The organism is Larkinella punicea (genome assembly GCF_003334855.1).
Lineage (GTDB): Bacteria > Bacteroidota > Bacteroidia > Cytophagales > Spirosomataceae > Larkinella > Larkinella punicea.
This window is the reverse complement of record NZ_QOWE01000005.1, coordinates 224,663-245,609: the sequence shown is the minus strand read 5'-3', so window position 1 is coordinate 245,609 and position 20,947 is coordinate 224,663. Positions and strand designations below refer to the sequence as shown.

General features: G+C 50.1%; 24 protein-coding genes. 13 read left to right on the top strand and 11 right to left on the bottom strand.

The window, feature by feature from the left end; translation table 11 throughout:
- Positions 1-48: 48 nt before the first annotated feature.
- The gene (locus DUE52_RS07950) at positions 49-519 is read left to right on the top strand and encodes a response regulator (RefSeq protein WP_114405454.1); all 471 of its coding nucleotides are present in this window, start codon (positions 49-51) and stop codon (positions 517-519) included.
- Here the strand turns inward: DUE52_RS07950 and DUE52_RS32760 are convergent.
- From DUE52_RS32760 to rplU, 5 genes are all read right to left on the bottom strand, one after another.
- Positions 505-1,656 carry an OmpA family protein gene (locus DUE52_RS32760; protein ID WP_229312099.1) on the bottom strand — a complete coding sequence of 384 codons (1,152 nt, stop codon included), beginning with the start codon at positions 1,654-1,656 and terminating at the stop codon, positions 505-507. The genes DUE52_RS07950 and DUE52_RS32760 overlap by 15 nt on opposite strands.
- Before the next feature lie 12 nt (positions 1,657-1,668).
- Positions 1,669-3,108 (bottom strand): DUF5723 family protein, encoded by a 1,440-nt coding sequence (locus DUE52_RS07940; RefSeq protein ID WP_114405453.1) that lies wholly within the window; start codon positions 3,106-3,108, stop codon positions 1,669-1,671.
- 103 nt (positions 3,109-3,211) lie between these two features.
- Entirely contained in the window at positions 3,212-3,814 is a 603-nt protein-coding gene (locus tag DUE52_RS07935) for a NifU family protein (RefSeq protein WP_114405452.1), read from the bottom strand.
- A gap of 154 nt (positions 3,815-3,968) precedes the next feature.
- Complete coding sequence (rpmA, locus tag DUE52_RS07930) at positions 3,969-4,280, bottom strand: 50S ribosomal protein L27 (protein ID WP_114405451.1); 312 nt, start codon at positions 4,278-4,280, stop codon at positions 3,969-3,971.
- An 89-nt stretch (positions 4,281-4,369) separates the two neighbouring features.
- Positions 4,370-4,681, bottom strand: coding sequence for a 50S ribosomal protein L21 (gene rplU, locus DUE52_RS07925; protein WP_114405450.1), 312 nt, complete (start codon positions 4,679-4,681; stop codon positions 4,370-4,372).
- 279 nt (positions 4,682-4,960) lie between these two features.
- Between rplU and DUE52_RS07920 the strand changes: the two genes are divergently transcribed.
- From DUE52_RS07920 to DUE52_RS07910, 3 genes are all read left to right on the top strand, one after another.
- Positions 4,961-5,590 carry a thioredoxin family protein gene (locus DUE52_RS07920; RefSeq protein WP_114405449.1) on the top strand — a complete coding sequence of 210 codons (630 nt, stop codon included), beginning with the start codon at positions 4,961-4,963 and terminating at the stop codon, positions 5,588-5,590.
- Positions 5,591-5,726: 136 nt separating this feature from the next.
- A complete protein-coding gene (locus DUE52_RS07915; RefSeq protein WP_114405448.1) occupies positions 5,727-6,242 on the top strand; it encodes a sll1863 family stress response protein in 516 nt (171 codons plus the stop codon).
- Positions 6,243-6,463: 221 nt separating this feature from the next.
- Positions 6,464-7,159 carry a DUF3291 domain-containing protein gene (locus tag DUE52_RS07910; RefSeq protein ID WP_229312098.1) on the top strand — a complete coding sequence of 232 codons (696 nt, stop codon included), beginning with the start codon at positions 6,464-6,466 and terminating at the stop codon, positions 7,157-7,159.
- Here DUE52_RS07910 and DUE52_RS07905 read toward each other — a convergent pair.
- Positions 7,154-7,846 carry a YjjG family noncanonical pyrimidine nucleotidase gene (locus DUE52_RS07905; RefSeq protein WP_114405447.1) on the bottom strand — a complete coding sequence of 231 codons (693 nt, stop codon included), beginning with the start codon at positions 7,844-7,846 and terminating at the stop codon, positions 7,154-7,156. The two genes, DUE52_RS07910 and DUE52_RS07905, sit on opposite strands and share 6 nt — an antisense overlap.
- 79 nt (positions 7,847-7,925) lie before the next feature.
- Positions 7,926-8,231, bottom strand: a complete 306-nt coding sequence (locus tag DUE52_RS07900) for a (2Fe-2S) ferredoxin domain-containing protein (RefSeq protein ID WP_114405446.1) — start codon at positions 8,229-8,231, stop codon at positions 7,926-7,928.
- A 406-nt stretch (positions 8,232-8,637) separates the two neighbouring features.
- Here DUE52_RS07900 and DUE52_RS07895 point away from each other — a divergent pair, with 406 nt between their 5' ends.
- The 3 genes from DUE52_RS07895 to nth all read left to right on the top strand — a co-directional run bounded on the left by DUE52_RS07895 (position 8,638) and on the right by nth (position 10,240).
- Entirely contained in the window at positions 8,638-9,237 is a 600-nt protein-coding gene (locus DUE52_RS07895) for an RNA polymerase sigma factor (RefSeq protein ID WP_114405445.1), read from the top strand.
- Positions 9,212-9,448: a hypothetical protein gene (locus tag DUE52_RS07890; protein WP_114405444.1), complete on the top strand. Its 237-nt coding sequence runs from the start codon at positions 9,212-9,214 to the stop codon at positions 9,446-9,448. The genes DUE52_RS07895 and DUE52_RS07890 overlap by 26 nt, the downstream gene beginning before the upstream one ends.
- A gap of 138 nt (positions 9,449-9,586) precedes the next feature.
- Positions 9,587-10,240 (top strand): endonuclease III, encoded by a 654-nt coding sequence (gene nth / locus DUE52_RS07885; protein WP_114405443.1) that lies wholly within the window; start codon positions 9,587-9,589, stop codon positions 10,238-10,240.
- A gap of 58 nt (positions 10,241-10,298) precedes the next feature.
- Here the strand turns inward: nth and DUE52_RS07880 are convergent, their stop codons facing one another.
- Complete coding sequence (locus DUE52_RS07880; RefSeq protein ID WP_114405442.1) at positions 10,299-10,718, bottom strand: nucleoside-diphosphate kinase; 420 nt, start codon at positions 10,716-10,718, stop codon at positions 10,299-10,301.
- A gap of 109 nt (positions 10,719-10,827) precedes the next feature.
- On the opposite strand from DUE52_RS07880, the gene DUE52_RS07875 reads away from it, so the two are divergent.
- The 4 genes from DUE52_RS07875 (at position 10,828) to rdgB (ending at position 14,592) form a co-directional block, all read left to right on the top strand.
- Positions 10,828-11,844: a DHH family phosphoesterase gene (locus DUE52_RS07875; RefSeq protein WP_114405441.1), complete on the top strand. Its 1,017-nt coding sequence runs from the start codon at positions 10,828-10,830 to the stop codon at positions 11,842-11,844.
- A 182-nt stretch (positions 11,845-12,026) separates the two neighbouring features.
- Positions 12,027-12,941, top strand: coding sequence for an FKBP-type peptidyl-prolyl cis-trans isomerase (locus tag DUE52_RS07870; protein WP_114405440.1), 915 nt, complete (start codon positions 12,027-12,029; stop codon positions 12,939-12,941).
- Positions 12,942-13,052: 111 nt separating this feature from the next.
- Positions 13,053-13,943, top strand: coding sequence for an FKBP-type peptidyl-prolyl cis-trans isomerase (locus tag DUE52_RS07865; RefSeq protein ID WP_165840890.1), 891 nt, complete (start codon positions 13,053-13,055; stop codon positions 13,941-13,943).
- Between the two features lie 61 nt (positions 13,944-14,004).
- A complete protein-coding gene (gene rdgB, locus DUE52_RS07860; protein ID WP_114405438.1) occupies positions 14,005-14,592 on the top strand; it encodes an RdgB/HAM1 family non-canonical purine NTP pyrophosphatase in 588 nt (195 codons plus the stop codon).
- A 122-nt stretch (positions 14,593-14,714) separates the two neighbouring features.
- Here the strand turns inward: rdgB and DUE52_RS07855 are convergent, their stop codons facing one another.
- The 3 genes from DUE52_RS07855 to DUE52_RS07845 all read right to left on the bottom strand — a co-directional run bounded on the left by DUE52_RS07855 (position 14,715) and on the right by DUE52_RS07845 (position 19,271).
- The gene (locus DUE52_RS07855; protein ID WP_114405437.1) at positions 14,715-16,823 is read right to left on the bottom strand and encodes a peptidylprolyl isomerase; all 2,109 of its coding nucleotides are present in this window, start codon (positions 16,821-16,823) and stop codon (positions 14,715-14,717) included.
- An 860-nt stretch (positions 16,824-17,683) separates the two neighbouring features.
- On the bottom strand, positions 17,684-18,550 hold the full coding sequence (locus tag DUE52_RS07850) for an alpha/beta hydrolase (RefSeq protein ID WP_114405436.1): 867 nt from the start codon (positions 18,548-18,550) through the stop codon (positions 17,684-17,686).
- 169 nt (positions 18,551-18,719) lie between these two features.
- Complete coding sequence (locus DUE52_RS07845) at positions 18,720-19,271, bottom strand: DUF4142 domain-containing protein (RefSeq protein WP_114405435.1); 552 nt, start codon at positions 19,269-19,271, stop codon at positions 18,720-18,722.
- Between the two features lie 560 nt (positions 19,272-19,831).
- On the opposite strand from DUE52_RS07845, the gene DUE52_RS07840 reads away from it, so the two are divergent.
- Together DUE52_RS07840 and DUE52_RS07835 are read left to right on the top strand one after the other, a co-directional pair.
- Positions 19,832-20,284 carry a hypothetical protein gene (locus tag DUE52_RS07840; protein ID WP_114405434.1) on the top strand — a complete coding sequence of 151 codons (453 nt, stop codon included), beginning with the start codon at positions 19,832-19,834 and terminating at the stop codon, positions 20,282-20,284.
- A complete protein-coding gene (locus DUE52_RS07835) occupies positions 20,196-20,894 on the top strand; it encodes a DUF1684 domain-containing protein (protein ID WP_310587791.1) in 699 nt (232 codons plus the stop codon). Before DUE52_RS07840 ends, DUE52_RS07835 begins: the two co-directional genes overlap by 89 nt.
- Positions 20,895-20,947 lie beyond the last annotated feature (53 nt).

Here is a 20,947-nt window from a genome sequence, read left to right as displayed (position 1 = left end):
CCACGATTGCCGATTTTTGGCGCTTCTTGTGAACGAAAATTGGATCGCATGGAAACACAGTATACTAATTCTGAGAGTAGACCAACGGTTTTGTTGGTAGATGACGACGAAGAGGACCGGATGTTGATGCGAATGGCGCTTGAATCGATGGAAATGGCGGCCCCGATTCGGGAGTTTGACAGTGGAGAGCGGCTGTTAAGTTTTATGGAGCAGGAAGGCGATTCGCCGGCTGCACTGCGTTCGTGGATCATCATCTTGGATAAATACATGCCGGGCCTGAGCGGATTCGACACGCTGCGGGAAATCAAGGGAAGATCGGTCTGGCAACGCATCCCGGTAGTCTTGTTTGTCAATACGCAGAATCAGGGCGAGATGGAATTGTGCGTCGACCTCGGAGCCACGGTTTGTATCGGTAAACCCCTATATTTTGAAGAAATTAAAGAGCTGATGCGGCAGGTCTACCAGCATTGGCTGGCGTTGACGTCGGCGTCATCGACCAATAATTTATCCGTCCAGTAACCGCACTTCAACCCGCCGGTTTTTCCGTTTATTCTCTTCCGTGTCGTTGGCCGCAATGGGTTTCGTCTGACCGTATCCTTTGAAACGAAGGCGGTTTTCGGGAATGCCGTTGCTAATCAGGTAGGTCGTAATGACCCGGGCGCGGTTTTCGGAAAGCGCCAGATTCAGCCGGGGATCGCCCACGTTGTCGGTATGGCCCGAAATCTCAATTCGCAAACCCGGCCGGCTTTTCAGCAGAGCCACCAACTGATTCAATTGGGTGTAGGATTCGGGGCGCAGTAAATAACTGCTCTGGTCGAAATAAACGTTGTTGAGCGTAACGGTTTTGCCCGTTGTCAGCGTGGCTAAATCCGTATTGACCGGGGCGGCTGCGGTCGCTGGTTTGGCTTCCGGCACCACCGGTTTAGTCTCGGCCACGACCGGGGGAGCCGTTGGCTTGGGGCTGGGTGTGGTCACCACCGGCGGGGTGGTGGCTGGTGAAACCGGTTCTGCGGTGGGCTGCGTTTCGGCTACGACCGGACTTTTGGCCCGCTGCAACCGAATCGTGATGTCGTGCTGGTCTTTCACATCAACGGTATATTCGTAGGGCTGATAGCCTTCAACCTCCACGGTAAACCGGATTTTTTGCCCGAATTCTGCCAGAAACGTAAAGCGTCCTTCGCGCGGTGGCCCGGTCATAATCACCCGTTTTCCGTTAAATTCCTGAATCTGGACATTCAGCTTCTGCCGGATGAGTTGCTTGGTGTCGTAGTCGACCACGGTGACATTAACGGGTGATTCGGCCGAAACTTCGCGTTCCATTTCGAGCACGATGGTTTGCTGGGATTGCTCCGGGTCCGTTACGTGGTCGAGACGAAGAATTTTCTGCGCCGGTCGGTAGCCGGCATAATTGGCATCGAGCCGGTAGATGTTCCCGGCTGGTAGCGCCACCGTATAGGAACCCAATTGCAGCGTACCGCGCTGGACTTTCCTGGTTTTTTCGTTGGTAATGGTCAGGGTTGCCGGAAGCAGGCGGCCGCTGCGGTCTTTCGTTTCAATCCGAACAGTGTATTCTTCCACCGGACTGGTTTGTCCGGCACTAACTACGGCCTGTAGCGTCAGGAGTAGGGAAAGAATAAAAGCGTTAAAACCTTTCATTTCGCTTGAAGACTACGGTTTTCGGCGACGGCTGCCCAGGGCCAGCCCGGCATAGACATCGGCCCCGCGCGGACGCAATTTATTGGAATTACTGCCAATCATCCCAAACAAATTATCGGTTCCCAGAAAAACCGGCCCCACGCGGACGGAAGCCCCGGCCATGAAGGCGTTGTTCAGAAACACCAGCGGAATGGCCACGCCAACCGTGGATGTTTCGAGCCGGGGCGTTATCGCAACCAGCGAAGGCTGGCGAATGGCAATGGCGTCTTTGGCCCGCAAATCCTTGAGTAAAGTCCCCGTCAGGTAGAAGCCCCGCCCGATGTTGATGTCTGCATTGAGAGAAAGTGCCGTTGGCAATCCGGACGTAAACCGCCCGGTGTTGTTGGCTTCGGTCAGATTCAATTCATTGCGAACCACTTCGGCAATGCCTTCGCTGCCTTTGGCGTTGATGAAATCGTCGGACGTAAATTGCTGGTTGGTGGTGTTGATCGAATACCGTTGGACGTACCGGTTATCCTCGTACCGAATGGCACCGATATCCATTAACGCTACCCCTAAACGGAGCGCATACTGGTCCGGGTCATCGGCCGATTTTAGCTGGTACGAAAAGCCAATGTCGGCTCCCCAGCCTCTGCCGGGGTTGTTGCCGTCGAAAAACTGACGCAGGCTGACCGACCGCCCCTGATCCTGCAAATAGGTCGTGTAACCCAGTTCAGCGTTGAGCTGATCGACCTGCATATAATAAGACCCGGAATTGGCGGTATCCGACAGGACGCGGTAGGACAGCCCTTTGTTGTTTAGAAAACCGGCCGTGATGCCCTGAAGGCGTTTCACCGTGACGCCAATCGAAAGTTGCTGATACTCGTCCTGAATGAGTGCTGCCGCCAGTGTCAGCCCAATTTCGGCGTAGGTGTTGGTGTTGATACTGAACTGGTTATCCTTATTCGGAATGTTGTAGAGCTGTTCGTCCTGCAAACCCGCCCGCACCACCGACAGCAGCGATTCCGACGCATTGCGGATCTGGGCCGTGGCCCGTAGCCGGGTTGTCAGCCCAATGGCCGCCCGCCCGCCCAGTTGAAGCAACAGAGACGGCCCGCGCAGATCGGTCCAGGCGGTGGCATTTTTGGGCTTTCCGTTGGCAATTTCTTCCAGGTATTCGGGGCGGAATAAAACGGCTCCATCGGATAGTTTATATTGATCCGGCACCCGTTTCAGTGCAAGCGAAGAGAGCGAATAGGGAGCCTGGTAGCGAACGTAATTGTTGTCGATGTGGGCATTTCCGGCCCCCAGATTCAGGTAAAAACCGTATTTGGAGTCGGTGGCAAAAGCGGGATTCAGATAAAGGCTCTGGGTGCCGCCGTATGGGCTGGGCGCGACACCCAGAAAATTTTGGGCCGCAACCGAAGAGGTAAACAGACAAAAAAATAGAAAACGGGTGAGCCGTAAACCCATAAACAAAAAGGTTATAAATCTAGATTATGAATGATGGATGATGAACGATGAATTAGCTAACGCATACAAGATTCATCGTTCATCACCCATCGTTCATAATTCTTTAAACGCCTTCTGCTTCGACTTGTTTTACTTCGGGCACTAAACGCGTCAGGAGATTTTCGATACCGGCTTTCAGGGTCAGGGTGGAAGAGGGGCAACCACTGCAGGAACCTTGCAGCAACACCTTCACGGTGCCGTCTTCGTCGTTGAACGAGTGGAAGCTGATGGCCCCCCCGTCGGATTCAACGGCCGGGCGAATGTATTGGTCCAGAACGGACTTGATTTTTTGAATCGTCGGCGAATCCGCTTCCACTTTGGTGGTGTTGGAGTCGATGGTTTGCTGGGCAAAAACCGGTTTCTGGTCGTTGAAATACGCCCGGATGTATTGTTTAACCTCAATCAGAACATCTTCCCACTCGGTTTGTTCGTCTTTCGTAACGGTGATAAAGTTGCTGGCAATAAACACCCGCTTCACGTAATCGAAGCCAAATAAAGCCACGACCAGGGGCGAATTTTTCCCGTTGATCAGAGCTTCCGACGCGTCGGCATAATCGAACGAAAGTCCTTCCGGTGCCAACGGAAAGTTCACTACGAACTTCATTGAGTTGGGATTCGGGCTGCTTTCGGTATACAGCGATAAAGCAGGATATAACGTACTCGTCATTTTCGTAATCGTTTCAGTTGTGTATCAAAAACCGCTACTGGGCAAACACCCGTCCGGATTGATTAGTTTACCAACAATAAAAAACCTGTCCGGTATTCCCAGACAGGTTTTGAAGATCGCTGTGAAACCGTCCGGAATCACAACCAGTATTTGATTAAGCTACCGGGGCTTCGGCTACTTCCGTTGCCGGAGCCGCTTCTACCGCTGCCGGGGCTGACGTGACGATGCTCACGAATGAACGACCACCTTTGCCTTTGCGGAAATGTACGGAGCCATCGACCAACGCAAACAGCGTGTGATCACGGCCAATGCCGACGTTTTTGTCGGGGTGATGCTTGGTGCCGCGTTGACGAACGATGATGTTACCGGCAATGGCCGACTGACCACCGAACAGTTTCACACCCAAGCGTTTGCTCATCGAGTCGCGGCCGTTCCTTGAACTACCTACACCTTTCTTGTGCGCCATTTTTTTAGAAAGTTTGAGGTTTGAGGTTTAAGGTTTAAGGAATTTCCGTTTTACACGTTAAACCTTAAACCTCAAACCTTAAACGATAATTACAGAGTTATGTCTTCGATTAATACTTTGGTCAGATACTGACGGTGGCCATTTTTCTTCTTATAGCCTTTCCGACGTTTCTTTTTAAAGACGATCACTTTTTCGCCTTTCAGGTGTTCCAGAATTTTGCCGGAAACCTGAGCGCCTTCGACGGTCGGGGCGCCTACCGAAATAGTCCCGTCATTATCGACAAGTAGTACCTTGTCGAACACAAGTGCAGCGTCCGTGTCGCCTTCTAACCGGTGGGTATAGACGTATCGGCCCTTTTCAACTTTAAATTGCTGCCCTGCGATCTCTACGATTGCATACATGATTGATACAGAAAATGTTGTTTCTCAGAAATGAGGTGCAAATATAGGAGTTTTTGTTTGAAAAAAGAAACCAGAACCTTCTATTCGCCAGAAATGTTAAATTAACAGGAAACGCACTGGTTATTTGTTGGTTAGCACGAATTTTGTGCAGCGTTTTCGGGTTAAACGGCTCGCGGAACGTAGGAGGGGCTGGCCGTCGGTTACCTGGCCGAAAGGGTGTGTGGGTTCGGCATTGTATCGTCCTACGAAGAAGATTATTCCGACTTTAACTCGATTCGTATGAAAGCATGGATAAGCCTGCTTGCTGTGCTGATGATTGCGGCAGCAGCCACGTTTGCTCCGGCACCTCCTTTTGCCGGGGAGAAAGTATATGCCATTGGCGACGCCGTCGTGGATTTTAAGCTAAAAAATGTCGATGGTCGCCTGGTTTCACTGAGCGATTATAAAAACGGGAGAGGGGTCATTCTGGTCTTTACGTCCAATCACTGCCCGTTTTCGAAAGCCTACGAAGAGCGCGTGATGGCGCTGGACCGAAAATACGCCGTGGCCGGTTTTCCGGTGATTGCCATTCAACCCAACGACCCGGGTGCCTACAGCGAGGATTCGTTTGAGAATATGAAAATCCGGGCGCAGGAAAAAAACTATTCATTTCCGTATTTGTCGGACGAAAGCCAGACCGTGGCCCACGCCTTTGGTGCCACCCGCACACCCGAAGCGTTCATCCTGAAACGTTCCGGCGACCGGTTTACAGTCGAGTATACCGGCTCCATCGACGACAGTCCGCAGATTCCTTCGGGCGTGCGACGGCGGTATGTGGAGGACGCGGTCAATAATCTGCTGCAGGGCCGCCCCGTTGTCCTGACCACCACCAAAGCCATCGGCTGCGCCATTAAGTGGAAAAGCATTTGAGGAGTGAAGAGTTAAGAATTAAAAGTAGGCTGACGCATACAGTACTTTTAATTCTTAACTCTTCACTCTTAACTCCCTTTCTTTTGGCACTGCTTTTGACAAGGGGTGTTTACAAACCAATCAATCAGTAAATCGTATGAAAAAGGTGATCATGACGTTCAAACAGATTCGTATGTTGGCCGGGGCAGCTTTCCTTGTGGCTTCATTATCGCTGACGTCTTGTCAGAATGACGGGAAAAATGAATCCCGCACCGAAGATGCTATGGAAAAAACGGGTGAAGCTGTAGAGGCTGATGCCGAAGAAGCCGGTGATAAAATGGAAGCCAAAGGCGATGAAGCGGCTGCCGATTTTCGGGAGGAACGCGACAAAGTCGTGGCTGATATTAAGGAAGAACAACGGGATCTGGATGCCCGTATCGATAAGTTAAAGGCGGATATCAACCGCGAAGGGGCGGAAGCCAAGGCAAAATCCAAAGAAAAACTGGCCGAACTGGAAGAAGACCGGAAGGAACTGGGTCAGGATCTGGAAAACGCTCAGAACGCCACCGCAGCCGCCTGGAAAGATGTGAAAAAAGGCTTTAAGGAAGCGGGCAAAAGCATCGGCGATGCGTTTGACAAAGCCGGTGAAAAACTCGATAACGACAACAACTAATTTCAGTTAGGTAAGTAGAAAAGCCGCTCCGACCGCGCTGGTTGGGGCGGCTTTTTTGTGGAAAAATGTACCCAAAGTGTTGGCGTAAATGAACAGTGTCCGGGAAAAAAGCGTTGGGAATTCGGTGGTTTTGAAAACCTGACCATTATTTTTTTCAGGCTTCAAAAAAATAATTGGTGGCAGTCAGCGATCCCGTAGGCGTATTTAACCCTCATAAACCTTTGATTGTAACGTTCACTTTGCTGCGGTATCCGGCACGGGGCTGGTATCCGGCTTTTGCCAACATGGGCCGGTGGGTCATGCAACCTTTTCGGGCGGAAGGGCTGCAGTTTCAGAAAATGATGGGCTGTGGGCGCAACTTCGGCCTGATTCCGGATTTATCGGCCTATGTTTTTCTCGGCGTCTGGACGGACGAAAAAGCCGCCCGCTTGTTCTTTGAGTCAGACCGCTGGAAAACGCTTTGCAAAAGCACGAAGGAGGTGGGAACCCTGTATATGAACCCGTTGCGGTCGCACGGCGCATGGGATGGACAAAATCCGTTTGAAGGGCCGGAGCCCTCGCGTTCGACCGGTTTTCCGGTGGCCGTGCTGACGCGTGCCACACTTCGGCTGGCGGCTTTGCCCGATTTCTGGCGGCACATTCCGCAGGCCCGTCAACGCCTGAAAGCCTACGCGGATGATCTGCTTCTGGCCATTGGTGTGGGTGAAAAACCATTTACGCAACAATGCACGATCAGCGTCTGGAAGGACGAGAAAACCATCGATCAGTTTGCCTACCGGCAGAGCGGCCACAAGGAGGTGGTTCGGCTGACGCGCGAACGACGGTGGTATTCGGAAGAACTGTTTGCCCGGTTTGCCGTCGTCGGAAGCGAAGGGACTTTTTCCGGGAAACCGCTCCTGTCGGGAACCGCTCTATAAGATCGCCATCAATTCTTTCAGGTGCTGGATTTCGTAGGTTGGCGCGACTCCTTCAATGGGCAGGCTGGCGGTATTGTAATAGACCACGTCCATGCCCGCGTTCAGGGCTCCGCAAACGTCGGCTTCATAATTATCGCCAATCATCAGGCTTTCACCGAGGGATGCGCCCGACACATTTAGCGCAAACTCGAAAATGCGCGGCTCCGGCTTTTTGGCTTCGGCTTTCTGGATGGTCACAATGTGCTGAAAATAGTCGGTCAGGCCTGAACTGGCCATTTTCAATGCCTGAATTTCGTCAAAACCGTTGGTAATGACGTGCAACTGATAGCGCTCTTTGAGGTAGTCCAGCACATCGGCGGCCGATTCCATCAGGTGCGGTTTGCGGGGCAGCAGTTGCAGATAGGCCTCATTCATCTGGTCACAAACGGAATGATCCGAAACGCCGACGGCATCCATGACCATCCGAAACCGGTACTTCCGAATGTCGGTATGGGTCAGCCGGTTGTTGTAAAAATCGGACCAGAGCTGGTTGTTGATGGCAATAAAGTGGCGGTTAAACTCGTCGGCGGAGGCAATACCGGCCTCCGAGAGCCGGAATGTCTCATACAATTCAAAAATCGATTCCGTTGAGTTCCGGTCAAAATCCCAGAGGGTATGATCGAGATCAAAAAAAAGATGTTTATACATGGCTCAGAAAGTCAGGCGTCAGGACGCCGACAGACGTTGCGTACCACTGCCCGGCCGGTATGTCCTGACGCCCGAACCCTTAAAACGGGAGCACCAATCGCTCCACCGGTTGATCATTGACGAGGTGGCTTTCTACAATTTCTTCGACGTCCGAAAGTTGTACATTGCCGTAATAGGTGCCTTCCGGATACACTACCATTGAAGGCCCCAGGGCGCAGGTGTCGAGGCAGCCGGCGCGTTGGGCGCGGATGTCAATTTGTAAACCGCGTTGTTTCAACGCATCCTTGAACGCATCGACCAGCGCCAGGCCGTGGGCTTCTCCACAGCTTTTTTTTGGGGCTGGTTTTTGATTGGTACAAATAAAAACGTGTTTCTTAAATTTCATGAGAATGGATTCAATCGCGCCGATGGCGAATTTCGTATATGAGTAAGAATTACAAAGTTCTGTTAAAAATCTCAGGAGTGCTACCCGAATTGTAAGGAAAGAATTTCGGCCGGTTTAAACCCTTTGGTATCATTTTGGGTCTATCCAACAGGGCAGTAAAAAAAGTACAAATCAATCCTTGAATAAGGCAGAAATGTATAAATGATCAGGAATTAAAGTTTTTTTTACAATTCACACAATAAAGTGTTGTATTTTGACTGATTAGTATGAAAATAATTTTTCCGCCTATTGCAAAGTACAATGAAAATATTTTACTTTGAGACAACCAATCAGATCTTTCACTAAAAATCCCAACGCTCACACACTATCGATACAAAGCTCTACGTTACCTAACTGATTACTGAAAATGGACAAATTGCAGGTTAGCGACAGTGAGCTTATATCCCTGTACATCCGCGGTAGTGAAAAAGCCTTCGAAAAACTGGTTCAGCGCCACAAATCGAAAGTTTATACCACGATTTATCTGATTGTAAAGGACCAGTACGTTGCCGAAGACTTAATGCAGGACACCTTCATCAAGGCCGTTGAAACATTAAAATCCGGTAAGTACAACGAAGAGGGTAAATTTTTGCCCTGGATTATTCGGATCGCTCACAACCTGGCTATCGACTTTTTTAGGAAAGAAAAACGCTACCCCAATGTAGTGTTTGAAGATGGTAGTAATGTGTTTAATACGCTGGAATTTGCCGAAGACTCCATCGAGTCGGTGCAGATTCGGCAGGAAACACATGAACATCTGCGTGAGCTGATTCAACGGCTGCCCGAGCAGCAGCGTCAGGTTCTGATTATGCGGCATTATGAGGAAATGAGTTTCCAGGAAATCGCCGATGCAACCGGAGTCAGTATCAATACGGCATTGGGGAGAATGCGTTATGCTTTAATTAATTTGCGTAAGCAGTTAAGCAAACGTTCCCCATACTATGATACAAATTTTTACCAACGATGACGTAATCCGGTATGTCTACGAAGAGACTTCCACCGAGGAAAACCTCTTGATCGAAGACGCCCTCATGGCAGAACCGGAATTGATGAGCTTCTATTTGGATACGCTCGAAATCAAGTGTTTGATGAACAAAATCGAACGCAAACCGGCCGAGCGCACCGTTCAAAACATCCTGAGTTATTCGAGAAATTACGCGGCAAACCCGTCAGCTTAAGACTTTTAGGCTGACGGGTTTCTGTTTTCTCCGCTCAACTCTTTTTATCTCTGCTTAACTCCGCGAAATCGTTTAAAAATTGTTTCGCAGAGTTGAGCAGAGTAAAAAGAGTTGAGCGGAGTGGATTATCTTTGCTTTATGCTAAAGAAAGAACGGTTTCGCCATTTTCTCGATTATTTCATTACCAACTTTCCGGAGCCTAAAACCGAATTAAACTTCCGCAATCCGTATGAATTGCTGGTGGCGGTTATTTTGTCCGCTCAATGCACCGATAAACGGATCAATCAGGTGACACCGAAACTGTTCGAACGGTTTCCCGAACCGGAATCACTCGCGGCAGCGTCGGTCGATGAGGTGTTTAGTTACATTCGGAGTGTTTCCTATCCGAACAACAAGGCGAAGCACCTGGTGGGCATGGCGAAGGTGTTGACGGAGGAGTTTGGGTCGGAAGTCCCGGCGAAAGTGGACGACTTGCAGAAGATGCCGGGGGTAGGTCGAAAAACCGCCCACGTCATTGCGTCCCTTATTTTTAATCAGCCAACGATGGCGGTCGATACGCACGTCTTCCGCGTGTCGCACCGGCTGGGATTGGTGCCTAAAACCGCTACGACGCCCCTGGCGGTTGAGCTGGCGTTGGTGAAATACATCCCGAAAGAATACGTCCCCAAAGCCCACCACTGGCTGATTTTGCACGGACGGTATGTGTGCATTGCCCGTTCACCCAAATGTTCGGAATGCGCCTTGACGCATTTTTGTCTATATTTTGAAAAATCAATCGGAACACGGATTTAACGGATAAAAAAACAGATAAATCATTTTAAATCCGCTCCATCCGCGTTCCCATTAGCAATTAGAACTGCTCGATACCTGCAAAGAAGAAGTCACCCTCGATTTTCGCGTTATCGTCGGAGTCCGAGCCGTGAATGGCGTTGGCTTCGATCGACTTGGCAAACCGCTTCCGGATGGTTCCCTCTTCGGCCTGGGCCGGGTTGGTGGCACCAATCAGCTTGCGGAAATCAGCCACGGCATTGTCTTTTTCCAGAATCATCGGAATGATGGCTCCGGACGACATATAGGCGCACAGGTCGTTGTAAAAAGGGCGTTCGCTGTGAACGGCGTAAAACTGGCCGGCCCGCTCTTTCGTTAGCAGGGCTTTCTTTACGGCTACAATCCGAAATCCGGCTTCTTCGATCATTTGAATGATTGCACCGGAATTACCCTCCGCTACGGCGTCGGGTTTAATCATCGTGAACGTACGGTTGGTCGTCATCAGGGAGTGAAACAAAATATTATTTGGCTCCAAAGGTATAAAGATTAGAGAACAATTCTTCGTAATTTTGCGAATTGATACCTGCCCGTTCACCCGGGGTAATTCATAAATGCAAGACTTCGACGCTATCCGTACGCTGATTGACCAGCCCCAGACGGTGCTGATTACCACCCATCTAAACCCTGATGCCGATGCCATGGGCTCGTCGCTGGGCCTGGCGGGTTATCTGAAAAAACGGAACCACCATGTAACGGTGATTACGCCGACCGATTATCCCGAAAACCTGTACTGGTTGAGCGGTAACGACGACGTGCTGGTGTTCGAAGAAAAGAAACGGGTTGAAATCAGTCAGTTGTTCGAACAGGCCGACGTTATTTTTTGCCTGGATTTCTCCGCACTCAACCGCATCCGGGATCTGGAACCACTGGTGCGGCAGTCACGCGCCAAAAAGGTGATGATCGACCACCACCTGGAACCGGAGTCGTTTGCCGATTTTGCCTACTGGGATACGAAAGCAGCCGCAACCGCTCAGCTTGTGTTTCAACTGATCGATCGGTTCGGTGATAAATCTCTCGTCGATGTGGGCATGGCCGAATGCCTTTACGCCGGTATTATGACCGATACGGGATCATTCCGACATGCCAGCACCACGGGCGATGTACACCGGGTGGTCGCCGAATTGATCGATATTGGCATTGAAGTGAGTCCCATCCACCGCCGGATTTACGACAACGTTTCGCTCGATAAACTTCGGTTTACGGGCTATGCGTTATCGGAGAAGCTGGTGGTTTTGCCGGAATACCGGTTTGCCTACATTACCATTACCGATGCGGAACTGAAGCGGTTCCGGTCGAAAATGGGCGATACGGAAGGTCTGGTCAATCAGGCGCTGGCGGTCGAGGGCGTCATTATGGCGGTCATTCTGATCGATCGGGGAGACGAGGTGAAAATGTCGTTCCGGTCGGTGGGTGACTTTTCGGTGCGTGATCTGGCCAGCCAGCATTTCAGCGGGGGTGGTCATAAAAATGCCGCCGGTGGCCGGACAACGCTGTCACTCAAGCAAACCGAAGAAAAATTACTGAGTGTATTACCGGCGTATCAGGAGCAATTGCTGGAGTCGGTTTGAAGACGGTTTATGGTTTATAATGTATCGTTTATGGTTGGCTGATCGATATGACACGTCAGCCAACTATAAATTATAAACCGTAAACGATAAACTATTTTTGTCAACTAAACAAAGTCCCGTTTGTGGTGTGTAGTTAACCACAAATTTTAAAACCAAACTACGAACTACAAACACTAAATTTCATGACTATCAAAACCGTTAGTAAACTCTCTCTGCTGGTCGTGGTACTGGCTTCCTGCGACAACAACCGGGTGCAAGTAACCGAAACCGGCTTGAAGTACAAGTTTCACGAAGACGTTGAAGATACGCGCAAAGCGAAAGTCGGCGACGTGATGACCTTTAATTTAACGGTCAAAAACAGCAAGGATTCACTTCTGGGCAGCAGCTATCAGAACGGTGCGCCCGTGAAACAGCCTTTGCAGGCATCGACATTCAAAGGCAGCCTCGAAGAAGGTCTGGCTCTGTTGAGTAAGGGTGATAGTGCCACCATTTATGTCAACGCCGATTCGATTGCCGGCCGGTCGCAGCAACCCCTGCCGCCGTTTATTCCCAAAGGCTCCGACATTGCCTACACCATCAAAGTGATCGATATCCAGTCGATGGAAGAATTCCAGAAAGCGCAGGTATCGCTTCGGGAAAAGCAGAAAGGCACCGACGACAAAACCATCGCCGATTACGTAGCCAAAAACAAACTGGCCGGGCAGAAAACCGCATCCGGTTTGTATGTCGTCATTACGCAACCGGGAACGGGTGCAAACCCGGGCTCGGGTGACGTCGTGAAAGTAAAATATACCGGTAAACTGATGAACGGAAAGGTGTTCGACAGTTCCGACAAAAATCCGCAGACGCAGGCCGGGATCGACTTTCCGCTGGGTCAGGGAGCCGTTATTCCGGGCTGGGATGAAGGTGTTCGCCAACTGAAAAAAGGCGGTAAAGGACTTCTCATCATTCCGTCGGGCCTGGCCTACGGCATAGAAGGCGCACCGGGTGCCATTCCGCCAAACTCCGTGATCATGTTCGATGTGGAACTGGTCGATGTTAAAAAAGGAGCCGCGCCGACCCCGCAGATGCCACAAATGCCGCAGGGCGGACGGTAACCAATACCCGAAATCTGTGAACGAACCCGATACCAGATTCGTATCGGGTTCGTTGTTTATTAATAGAAGTTGAGTAAAAGCGTATTTAGATACACGAATGAGATGGCAGGAATGAAAAATTGGCTGAAATGGAACGTTGCTGTTTCGCTGATTGGGCTGTTGATCGCACAGGAAAGCTGTGCGCCGGATCCGGGCGAAGCGTTGAACGATCGCAAGCGACGCGAAAACGAGGAGGAAATTAAGGCTTATATTGCTCAGGAAAGCCTCCCGGCCGCTAAGGATGATGTAACCGGTTTGTATCTTGCTAAAACGAAAACCGTTCCGACCGGGCAGACTCCGGTAGTGGGCGACGAAGTTCGTTTTTATTTTGTGCAACGTCGGCTGGATGGTGTCATTGTCGACAGTTCCGAAACATTCGCCAAAAAGCCGAGCGTCGTCACGATTGGAGCGCCCTTGCAGGGAACCATCACGGCCCGGCTTTACACTGGCTTGCAATTGCTGAAAGAAGGCGAAGAAGGCATCGTATTGGCGCCCTACGACCCAACCGACAACAAGAGTGGCAATTTACTCCTCCCGGCTTATACGCCCGTCCGGTATGACATTACGGTGGTCAGCGTCCGAACCGAAGAAGAACAGATTCAGGATTATCTGGTTGCCAAAGGCTTGACAGCGGCTGAGAAAACCGCTTCCGGTCTGCGGTTTCTGCTGACAAAAGCCTATCCCGATTCGGCCCTCGTGAAAGTAGGGCAGTCGGTAAAAATCAAATACAAAGGCACCCTGCTGAATGGCAATCAATTCGATGCCAATGCCGATGGGGCCGATTTTAACATTGGAACGGGTGCGGTTATTGCCGCCTGGGATGAAGCGCTGGTAAAAATGCGGGAAGGTGAAAAAGCCACGATCGTTCTGCCTTCGACCATTGGGTATGGGCAGCTAGGAAAGGCTCCCATTCCTCCCTACGCTTCGCTCGCATTTGATATAGAAGTCGTTAGTGCCAAATAAATAATCTTTCCAGATCAATAGGCTGCCTTTAGCGAGGCAGCCTATTTTTTTAATCCATTTTATGACACTTTGTTTCGCCACCAACAACGCCAACAAACTGGCCGAAATCGCGGCACTGCTGGGCGACCAGTTTACCTTGAAAACCCTACAGGATATTGGCTGTTTTGAAGAAATTCCCGAAACGCAGGCCACCATTCCCGGCAATTCCCGCCAGAAAGCCGAACACGTCTGGGACCATTACCAAGTCAATTGTTTTGCCGATGATTCGGGCCTGGAAGTCGATGCGCTGGACGGCGCACCGGGCGTCCACTCAGCCTATTATGGCGGTCACCCGCGCAGCTACGAACGCAACCTGAATTTGCTGCTGACCAACCTGAAAGACCAGACCAATCGCCGGGCGCGGTTTCGGACGGTGATCACGCTGGTCATCGACGGGCAGTATTGGTCGTTCGAAGGCGTTGCCGAGGGGCAGATTCTGACTGAGCCACGCGGTACCGGCGGGTTTGGCTACGACCCCATTTTTCAACCCGACGGCCACGATCGCACCTTTGCCGAGATGAGCATGGAGGAGAAAGGCGACATCAGCCACCGGGGAAAGGCATTTGCTAAACTGGTGGCGTTTTTGAAAGAGTTGCCCCCGACAACTTAAAGGGCAGGGCTGTTAGGTTCTGCACTTGTTTGCCCCCCAACCCCGACGCTTCGGGGTTGGGGGCAAACAACAAAAAAGGCTTCCCGTTCAGGAAGCCTTTTTTGTGCGTAAGATCAGCGCTATTAATAGAATTTCGCCCGGCGATCTTTCACTTTGGCGTTTTCACGAATGGCTTCATTGATCATAAAACCGGTGCGGCTGCTGGCATTTTGCTGAAGCTGGGTCTTGTAAACCGTGTAATCAGCTACCGTTGGGGCTGGCGTTACGGAGGTGGTTTCCACGATCAGGACACCGGCATCGCCCGCAAAAGGCTTCGAGCGTTTGCCGTTTTTCAGACCGAAGATTTTACCGACGGCTACCGGATCGACGCCCGCGCTTTTCAGAAAACCGTTCGCCAGGTTCAGGTCGGGTACTTCTTCGACCAGGGCACCGGCACCGTATTTCTGGGCAATCGACTCGAGGGTTCCCGATGCACTGTTCAATTTGGCAATGATCTGTTCCGCCTTCACCTGATTGCGAACTTTCGCGGTCAGTTCCGGACGGAAGTTGTCGATCTTCACTTCATCTTCGGATGTTTCGCCGGTCAAAACCGCCACCACATACTGGTCATCCACTTCAACCGCCGATGAAACGTCGTTGACGTCCGTATCCTCGTTGAAAGCCCAGCGAACCAGTTCACGGGCATTTCCCAGCGCGTTGACGCTGGTTGAGTTTTCCGGAATCCGTTCGGCCGTGGCTACCACCAGTGTTTTGTCTTTCTTCGCATTTTCGTCAAACGCTTCCTTGGTCTGGCTTTCCGTCGCGAACTGCTCGGCTTTGCGATACACTTCATCGCGGGTTGCCTGGCTCGGGGTAATGGTTTTACCGATCGTCGAAATCCGGTACAGGGTATTCGTTTTCGGCTCGGTTACTTTGATGATGTGGTAGCCAAATTCGGTTTCAACCAGACGCGGAATCAAACCGGTGCCGTTGAAGCCGAAAATCGCATCCTGGAACGGTTTCACCATCTGGTTGTTGTTTTTGAAATACCCCAGGTCACCACCCTGCTGGGCCGATCCGTCGGCGCTGTTGGCTTGGGCGAGGGCTTCAAAGCTGGCTCCTCCCTGAATTTGACGCAGAATGCCTTCGGCCGTAATCCGGGCTGCGGCTTTCGCTGAATCGCTGCCGGCGGCACGAATCAGGATGTGGCTGGCCCGAACCGTGAAGTTGGTGTCCTTTTTAACGCCACCATACTTGTAAATGAAATACGTGTTACCTTCTTTGTAAGGGCCGTATACACCACCCGGTGCAAACGTACCGACAGTGGCTTTCAGTTGTTCGGGCATTTCGCCGAGCGTCATGTACAACGGAGCCTGAATGTCGGAGTTCATCCGGGCATACGAAGAGTCGTTCGTGGCCGTTGCCAGACCACGGGCCAGCGTTTTAATCTGATCGTATAAGGCCGTGCTGTCTTCTTTTGACGGTGCTACCGGGAAGGTTACATACTGAATCGTCCGGCTGTTGATGCTTTTGTATTCGTCCTTGTGCTTGTCCAGGTATTCCTGCAACTGGCCATCGGTTATTTTCACCGTCGTATCCGGAACGGAGTAATACGGAACCAGCAGGAATTTGGCATTGGCGCGGGTGTTCTGGGCCTGGTATTCTTTCTGGGCTTCGGCGGTTGTGACAAACGACGATAACCGCAGCAGGTTTTCGTATTTGGTCCGGGTGCGGTCGGCGCTCAGATTTTTCTCAAAATTGGCCCAGGCCTGTTGTTGTTCGGCGGGCAGCGTTTTGAGGCTTTTCAGGTAATTGATAACGGTATTTTTGTCGAAAGAACCGGTTTTGGGGTCCGTAAACGTCTGCCGGATGGCGGGGCTGATGTAATTCCCCTGCACCATATCGACCAGTTCGTCGGGCGTTACCGACAGGCCGAGGGCATCGTATTCTTTCTGATACGCAATGTCTAAAATGAACTGATTCCAGGCCTGGTCGCGAAGTTGAACCTGGTCCTGTTCGGTAGCCGGGCGACCGGTTTGTTGCTCATAAGCGGCCCGGGCTTCATCGACTTTCGCATTGAATTCCGGATACGAAATCTTTTGGCCGGCAATCTCACCCACATTCTGATCCTGTCCGCCAAACAGGCTTCCCGGACCGAGCAGATCACCTCCTACAATAAATAAAATCAAGCTGACGGCAATCACACCAACCGCAACGCCTGATTTTTCTCTGATCTTGTTAATTAAAGCCATTGTTAGTTTTACGCAGAAATTTGACCCGCAAAATAACACTTATTCTCACAGAAATACAAGGAGAAAACGGGGGCGAATAGGCTGTGTTTCAAAATTAACGCGGCTGACACGGGTGGGTTGGACGCTTATCCGAAGCGTCCTGTTTTTCGCAAATCTTTTGGAAAGCAGGACGCGGGGACTTTAGCCGATGTTTGCTGATGCCAACCGGGCCGGGAATCGTTGGTGGGGCTCCACCTGGTGAATGACGACCAGATTTGACGCACATCGGTCGCTTATGGGTTGATGGTCAGACGGAAAACGAAACCTCTTTTTCGCCACAAGGCTCCTCAGACGAAGCCTGAACAACCTTATGACGCAGCCTGTTCCCGGAAGCAATGCAGAGCGATGCCGGAGTCCTTAAAACAAGAAGAAAAGTGACAGCCCGGCGCAGGAAAAACGGGTAATCCAGCGAATTTGGGGCTATCATCAGCTATTCTTTTACCCCGGGCTTCAGGGAATAAACGACGGTTTTATGCGGTTATTACCAGCGTTTATACCCTGAAATTGTTTACTACGAATGCTTTTATTTCCTCCTCAACAATAAGAACATCCAGCCGTCGTTGAAGCCGGAATGACTTGGTCAGGAATTATAAGACAGGCCGGGCCTTCGCACTGCGGAAAAAAGGAGAGTGTATGCATTTCATCAAGTTACTGATGTGGCTAAATAAGCTACATAACCATTCGCTATATTGAGCCGGGTTTTAGAATTATTCCAGATTATAAAGGATGGTTTAAGGAAACAAGTTGGCAGAATAACGGGTTTCTTTTGAGTATTTATTACCATATGATTTTGAGCGTAAACTTCACTTTTTTGCTACAACTCAAAATTGGTGAAAAGCGGCTGAAACAAATTCTAAAACCGTTGGCAAAGACGTCCGCCAATAGGTCCAGGTGTGGCCGCCATCCCGAATCCGAAATTCGTGTGGAATTTCTTTTTTGCGCATGGCAATATGAACCAGTGAGTTTCCTTCATACAGGAAGTCGTCGTCACCGCAATCAATGTACCAGCGGATTGCTTTTTTCTGATTATCGGGTACATTGTTCACCAGATTCAACACACTTTGGCGGTTAAAATAAGCCTGCAGTTCGTCGTCCGTTGCCGTCTGGTTGGTTCGGGCCAGCCGGGTTTTGGCATCTTCGGTTGAGACCGGTCCCGTGGCCGCGCTGAGGGGGCAGGCCGATGAAAACAATTCGGGGTGGTGGAGCGCATAGGTGAAGGTGCCACCGCCCCCCATCGACAAACCGGAAATGGCCCGAAACCGCTTTTCCGCTTTGATTCGGTAGTTTTTTTCAACGAAAGGCATCAGTTCTTCAAAGAAAAAATCTTCGTAGCGCCATTCCCCTTTTACATCATTTTCATAACCACGACGGCCGGTATTGGCGTCGGGCATCACGATAATCATGGGGGTTGCTTTGCCCTCCGCAATGGTTCGGTCGGCGATGTGAAGGACCTCGCCGAATTGTACCCAGCCCGTGTGGTCGTCGCCGGCACCGTGCAGCAGATACAACACCGGGTAGGTTCGCTGCGAGGTTTCGTAGTCGGGGGGTAAATAAATCGCAAACTTCCGGTCACTCTTCAGAATCCGGCTTTTTAACGATTGGTTATCCAGCACTTTTCCCGTTTGGGCAGCCACCAGAGCAGGCAAAACTGCCAGGAACATCAGCACCTGAAACGTAGTTTTTTTCATGTACGACAAGGGGTTTAGGAGTGAGTTAAAACCGTTCGTCAAAGAGCCCTTCTACTCCCGTAAAATTGCCCGGTCATGACATCTCCGACGACTTTCCAAGATACGACAAAGAAATAAAAAAGGAACGCAAGTCGCCCTGCGTTCCTTTTTTAACCAACTTTTTGTGGCCTTACATCGCGTCCTGAATCGCTTTGATGGTATCATAGTGTTTTTGCAGGGTCGGAAGGGTCTTTCCTGCGAACGCTTTTACATCCGGATCTTTGGCGTTAAAGGAAGCATCTTTAAAAAGGTCGATATCTTCCTTGTGGTCATCGACCATCAGTTTAACGTATTCTTTGTCAAATTCTGCCCCCGAGAGTTTGCTTAAATCGTCCACATGTTTCTGATGATCTTCGCTTAGGGTAGCCGGTATGGTGATGTTCTTGGAGGTGGTCAATGTTTTTAATTCATCGTTGGCTTTGGCATGATCGGAGGCCATCATGGCACCAAATTCCTTCACTTTCGGATTCAGTGCTTTCTGTTCGGCCAGTTTTCCCAGTTCGACTTCCATCATGCCCCCGCTGGCTGCTTTTATCGCAAATTCGGAATCATCTTCGGGCATGTCTTTCTCGTCATTGGCTTCTTCGGCCTGTTCCGCGCTGTCCTTATTGCTGCTACTATTACACGCCTGGAAGGTGTACGTCCCCAATACTAACAGCAGGAATAAACTTACTTTTTTCATGATCGTTGAGCTTTTATTGTGTGAGATGTTTTGTTAGACTCTTGACCGTAAAACTCACGATTCCGGGTAAAGTGTTTTCAATTATCCTGAATATTATCCAAAGGCCCGGAATGGGCGACCCGGAAATGTTGCATCAGCATATTCGTTTTTTTGGTTTCCTGTACGGAATATGAATCCTGCTTTGCGGGATAATGGCCGGAATTAGTATGATGGGAAGTTTCGCTAATTAATAAATGATCAAGTAGTGATGAAACGATAACATAATTCATGTTGAAAAAAAAACTGCGCTTTTTAAACCGTCTTTGGAACACTTTATTCGGCCTTTTTGCGTACTTATCCTGAAGTGATCGGGTGGAACCACTGTTTTACCAGACATATTCTTTGCCGGAAAAAAGGCCGTTTCGTTGGGCTAATTTATCAAGTGAATCGTTGATCAGCCTCTAAACGAAATTAATTATTTATTAAAGAAGTCTTTTTTTATACCAATCGATTTAAATAAAAGTAAAATAAATTAAACAGAATTGAATAGCTTTGCAGGCAAACATTTTTCAACACACCCAATGAAAGTAAAACCGAACAAAATCCGTTTCTTCTCACCGGAAGACAATACGGATGAAGCACCCAAAGTAACACCGAAAGAGACTTCGTTTTCGACGTCTGTGACCAAAACCGGTCGCCTGGCTTTCCCCCAAAAACTGATGGAAGGATTGAGCATCGATCCTTCAAAACCCCACTACAAAGTGGGAACGGTTAACCGTCGCAAAGGCGTAAAAGCGTTGTATCTGATTCCAACGGAAGCCGGTGATGATGAAGCGTTTGAATTGTCAAAAACCGGTCGTGGTTATTCCATTCCCCTGAAAGGAGTCTTCCAGAAGATCGGCCTTAATTTTCAGGATCATGAATACACGTTCGTGATTAAGCCCTATGAGTATGGTGATGGCGTATCCGGTTTTGAACTGGTTTCTGACCAGCAAACACCACGCACGGCAGCCTCTGATGAATCGGAGGAGTAAGCTTCGGATAGCCGGATTGTTGTTCGCTCTTGTGGCGAACCTTTCCGGCTTTTCTCAGTCGACGTATTCCCAACATCTGTTGGCGCATCGGGAAAACTATAAAGCGGAATTCCTGAAATCGCCGAAGAGTCCGTTAAAAAAAGAGGATTTAAAAAATCTTCGCTTCTACGATCCTGATTCTATGTATCGGGTCGAAGCCACGGTTCAGCGAACGCCCCAAGCCGAGCCGTTTGATTTACCTACCTATGACGGTCAGAAAAAAAGCTACGTTCCGTATGCCGTTCTGACGTTCCGTATTCATGGTAAACCGTACCAACTGACGCTTTACCGAAGCCTGCAACTGGCGCGTTTACCCCAATACCGGGATTACTTATTTCTGCCGTTTAAAGATGCCACCAATGGCCGGGAAACCTACGGCGGTGGGCGTTACATCGACCTGCGGATGGGGGATGTCAAAGAGGGAAAGATTGTAATTGATTTCAATAAAGCCTACAATCCGTCCTGTGCCTACAGCGACGGTTATGCCTGTCCAATTCCACCCAGAGAAAACCATCTGGCGGTGGCTGTGGAAGCGGGGGAGAAGAATTATGAGTTAAGAGTTAAGAATTAAGAGTTAAAAATTAGCTATTGCCTTTAAGGGCGTCAGCCAACTTTTAACTCTTA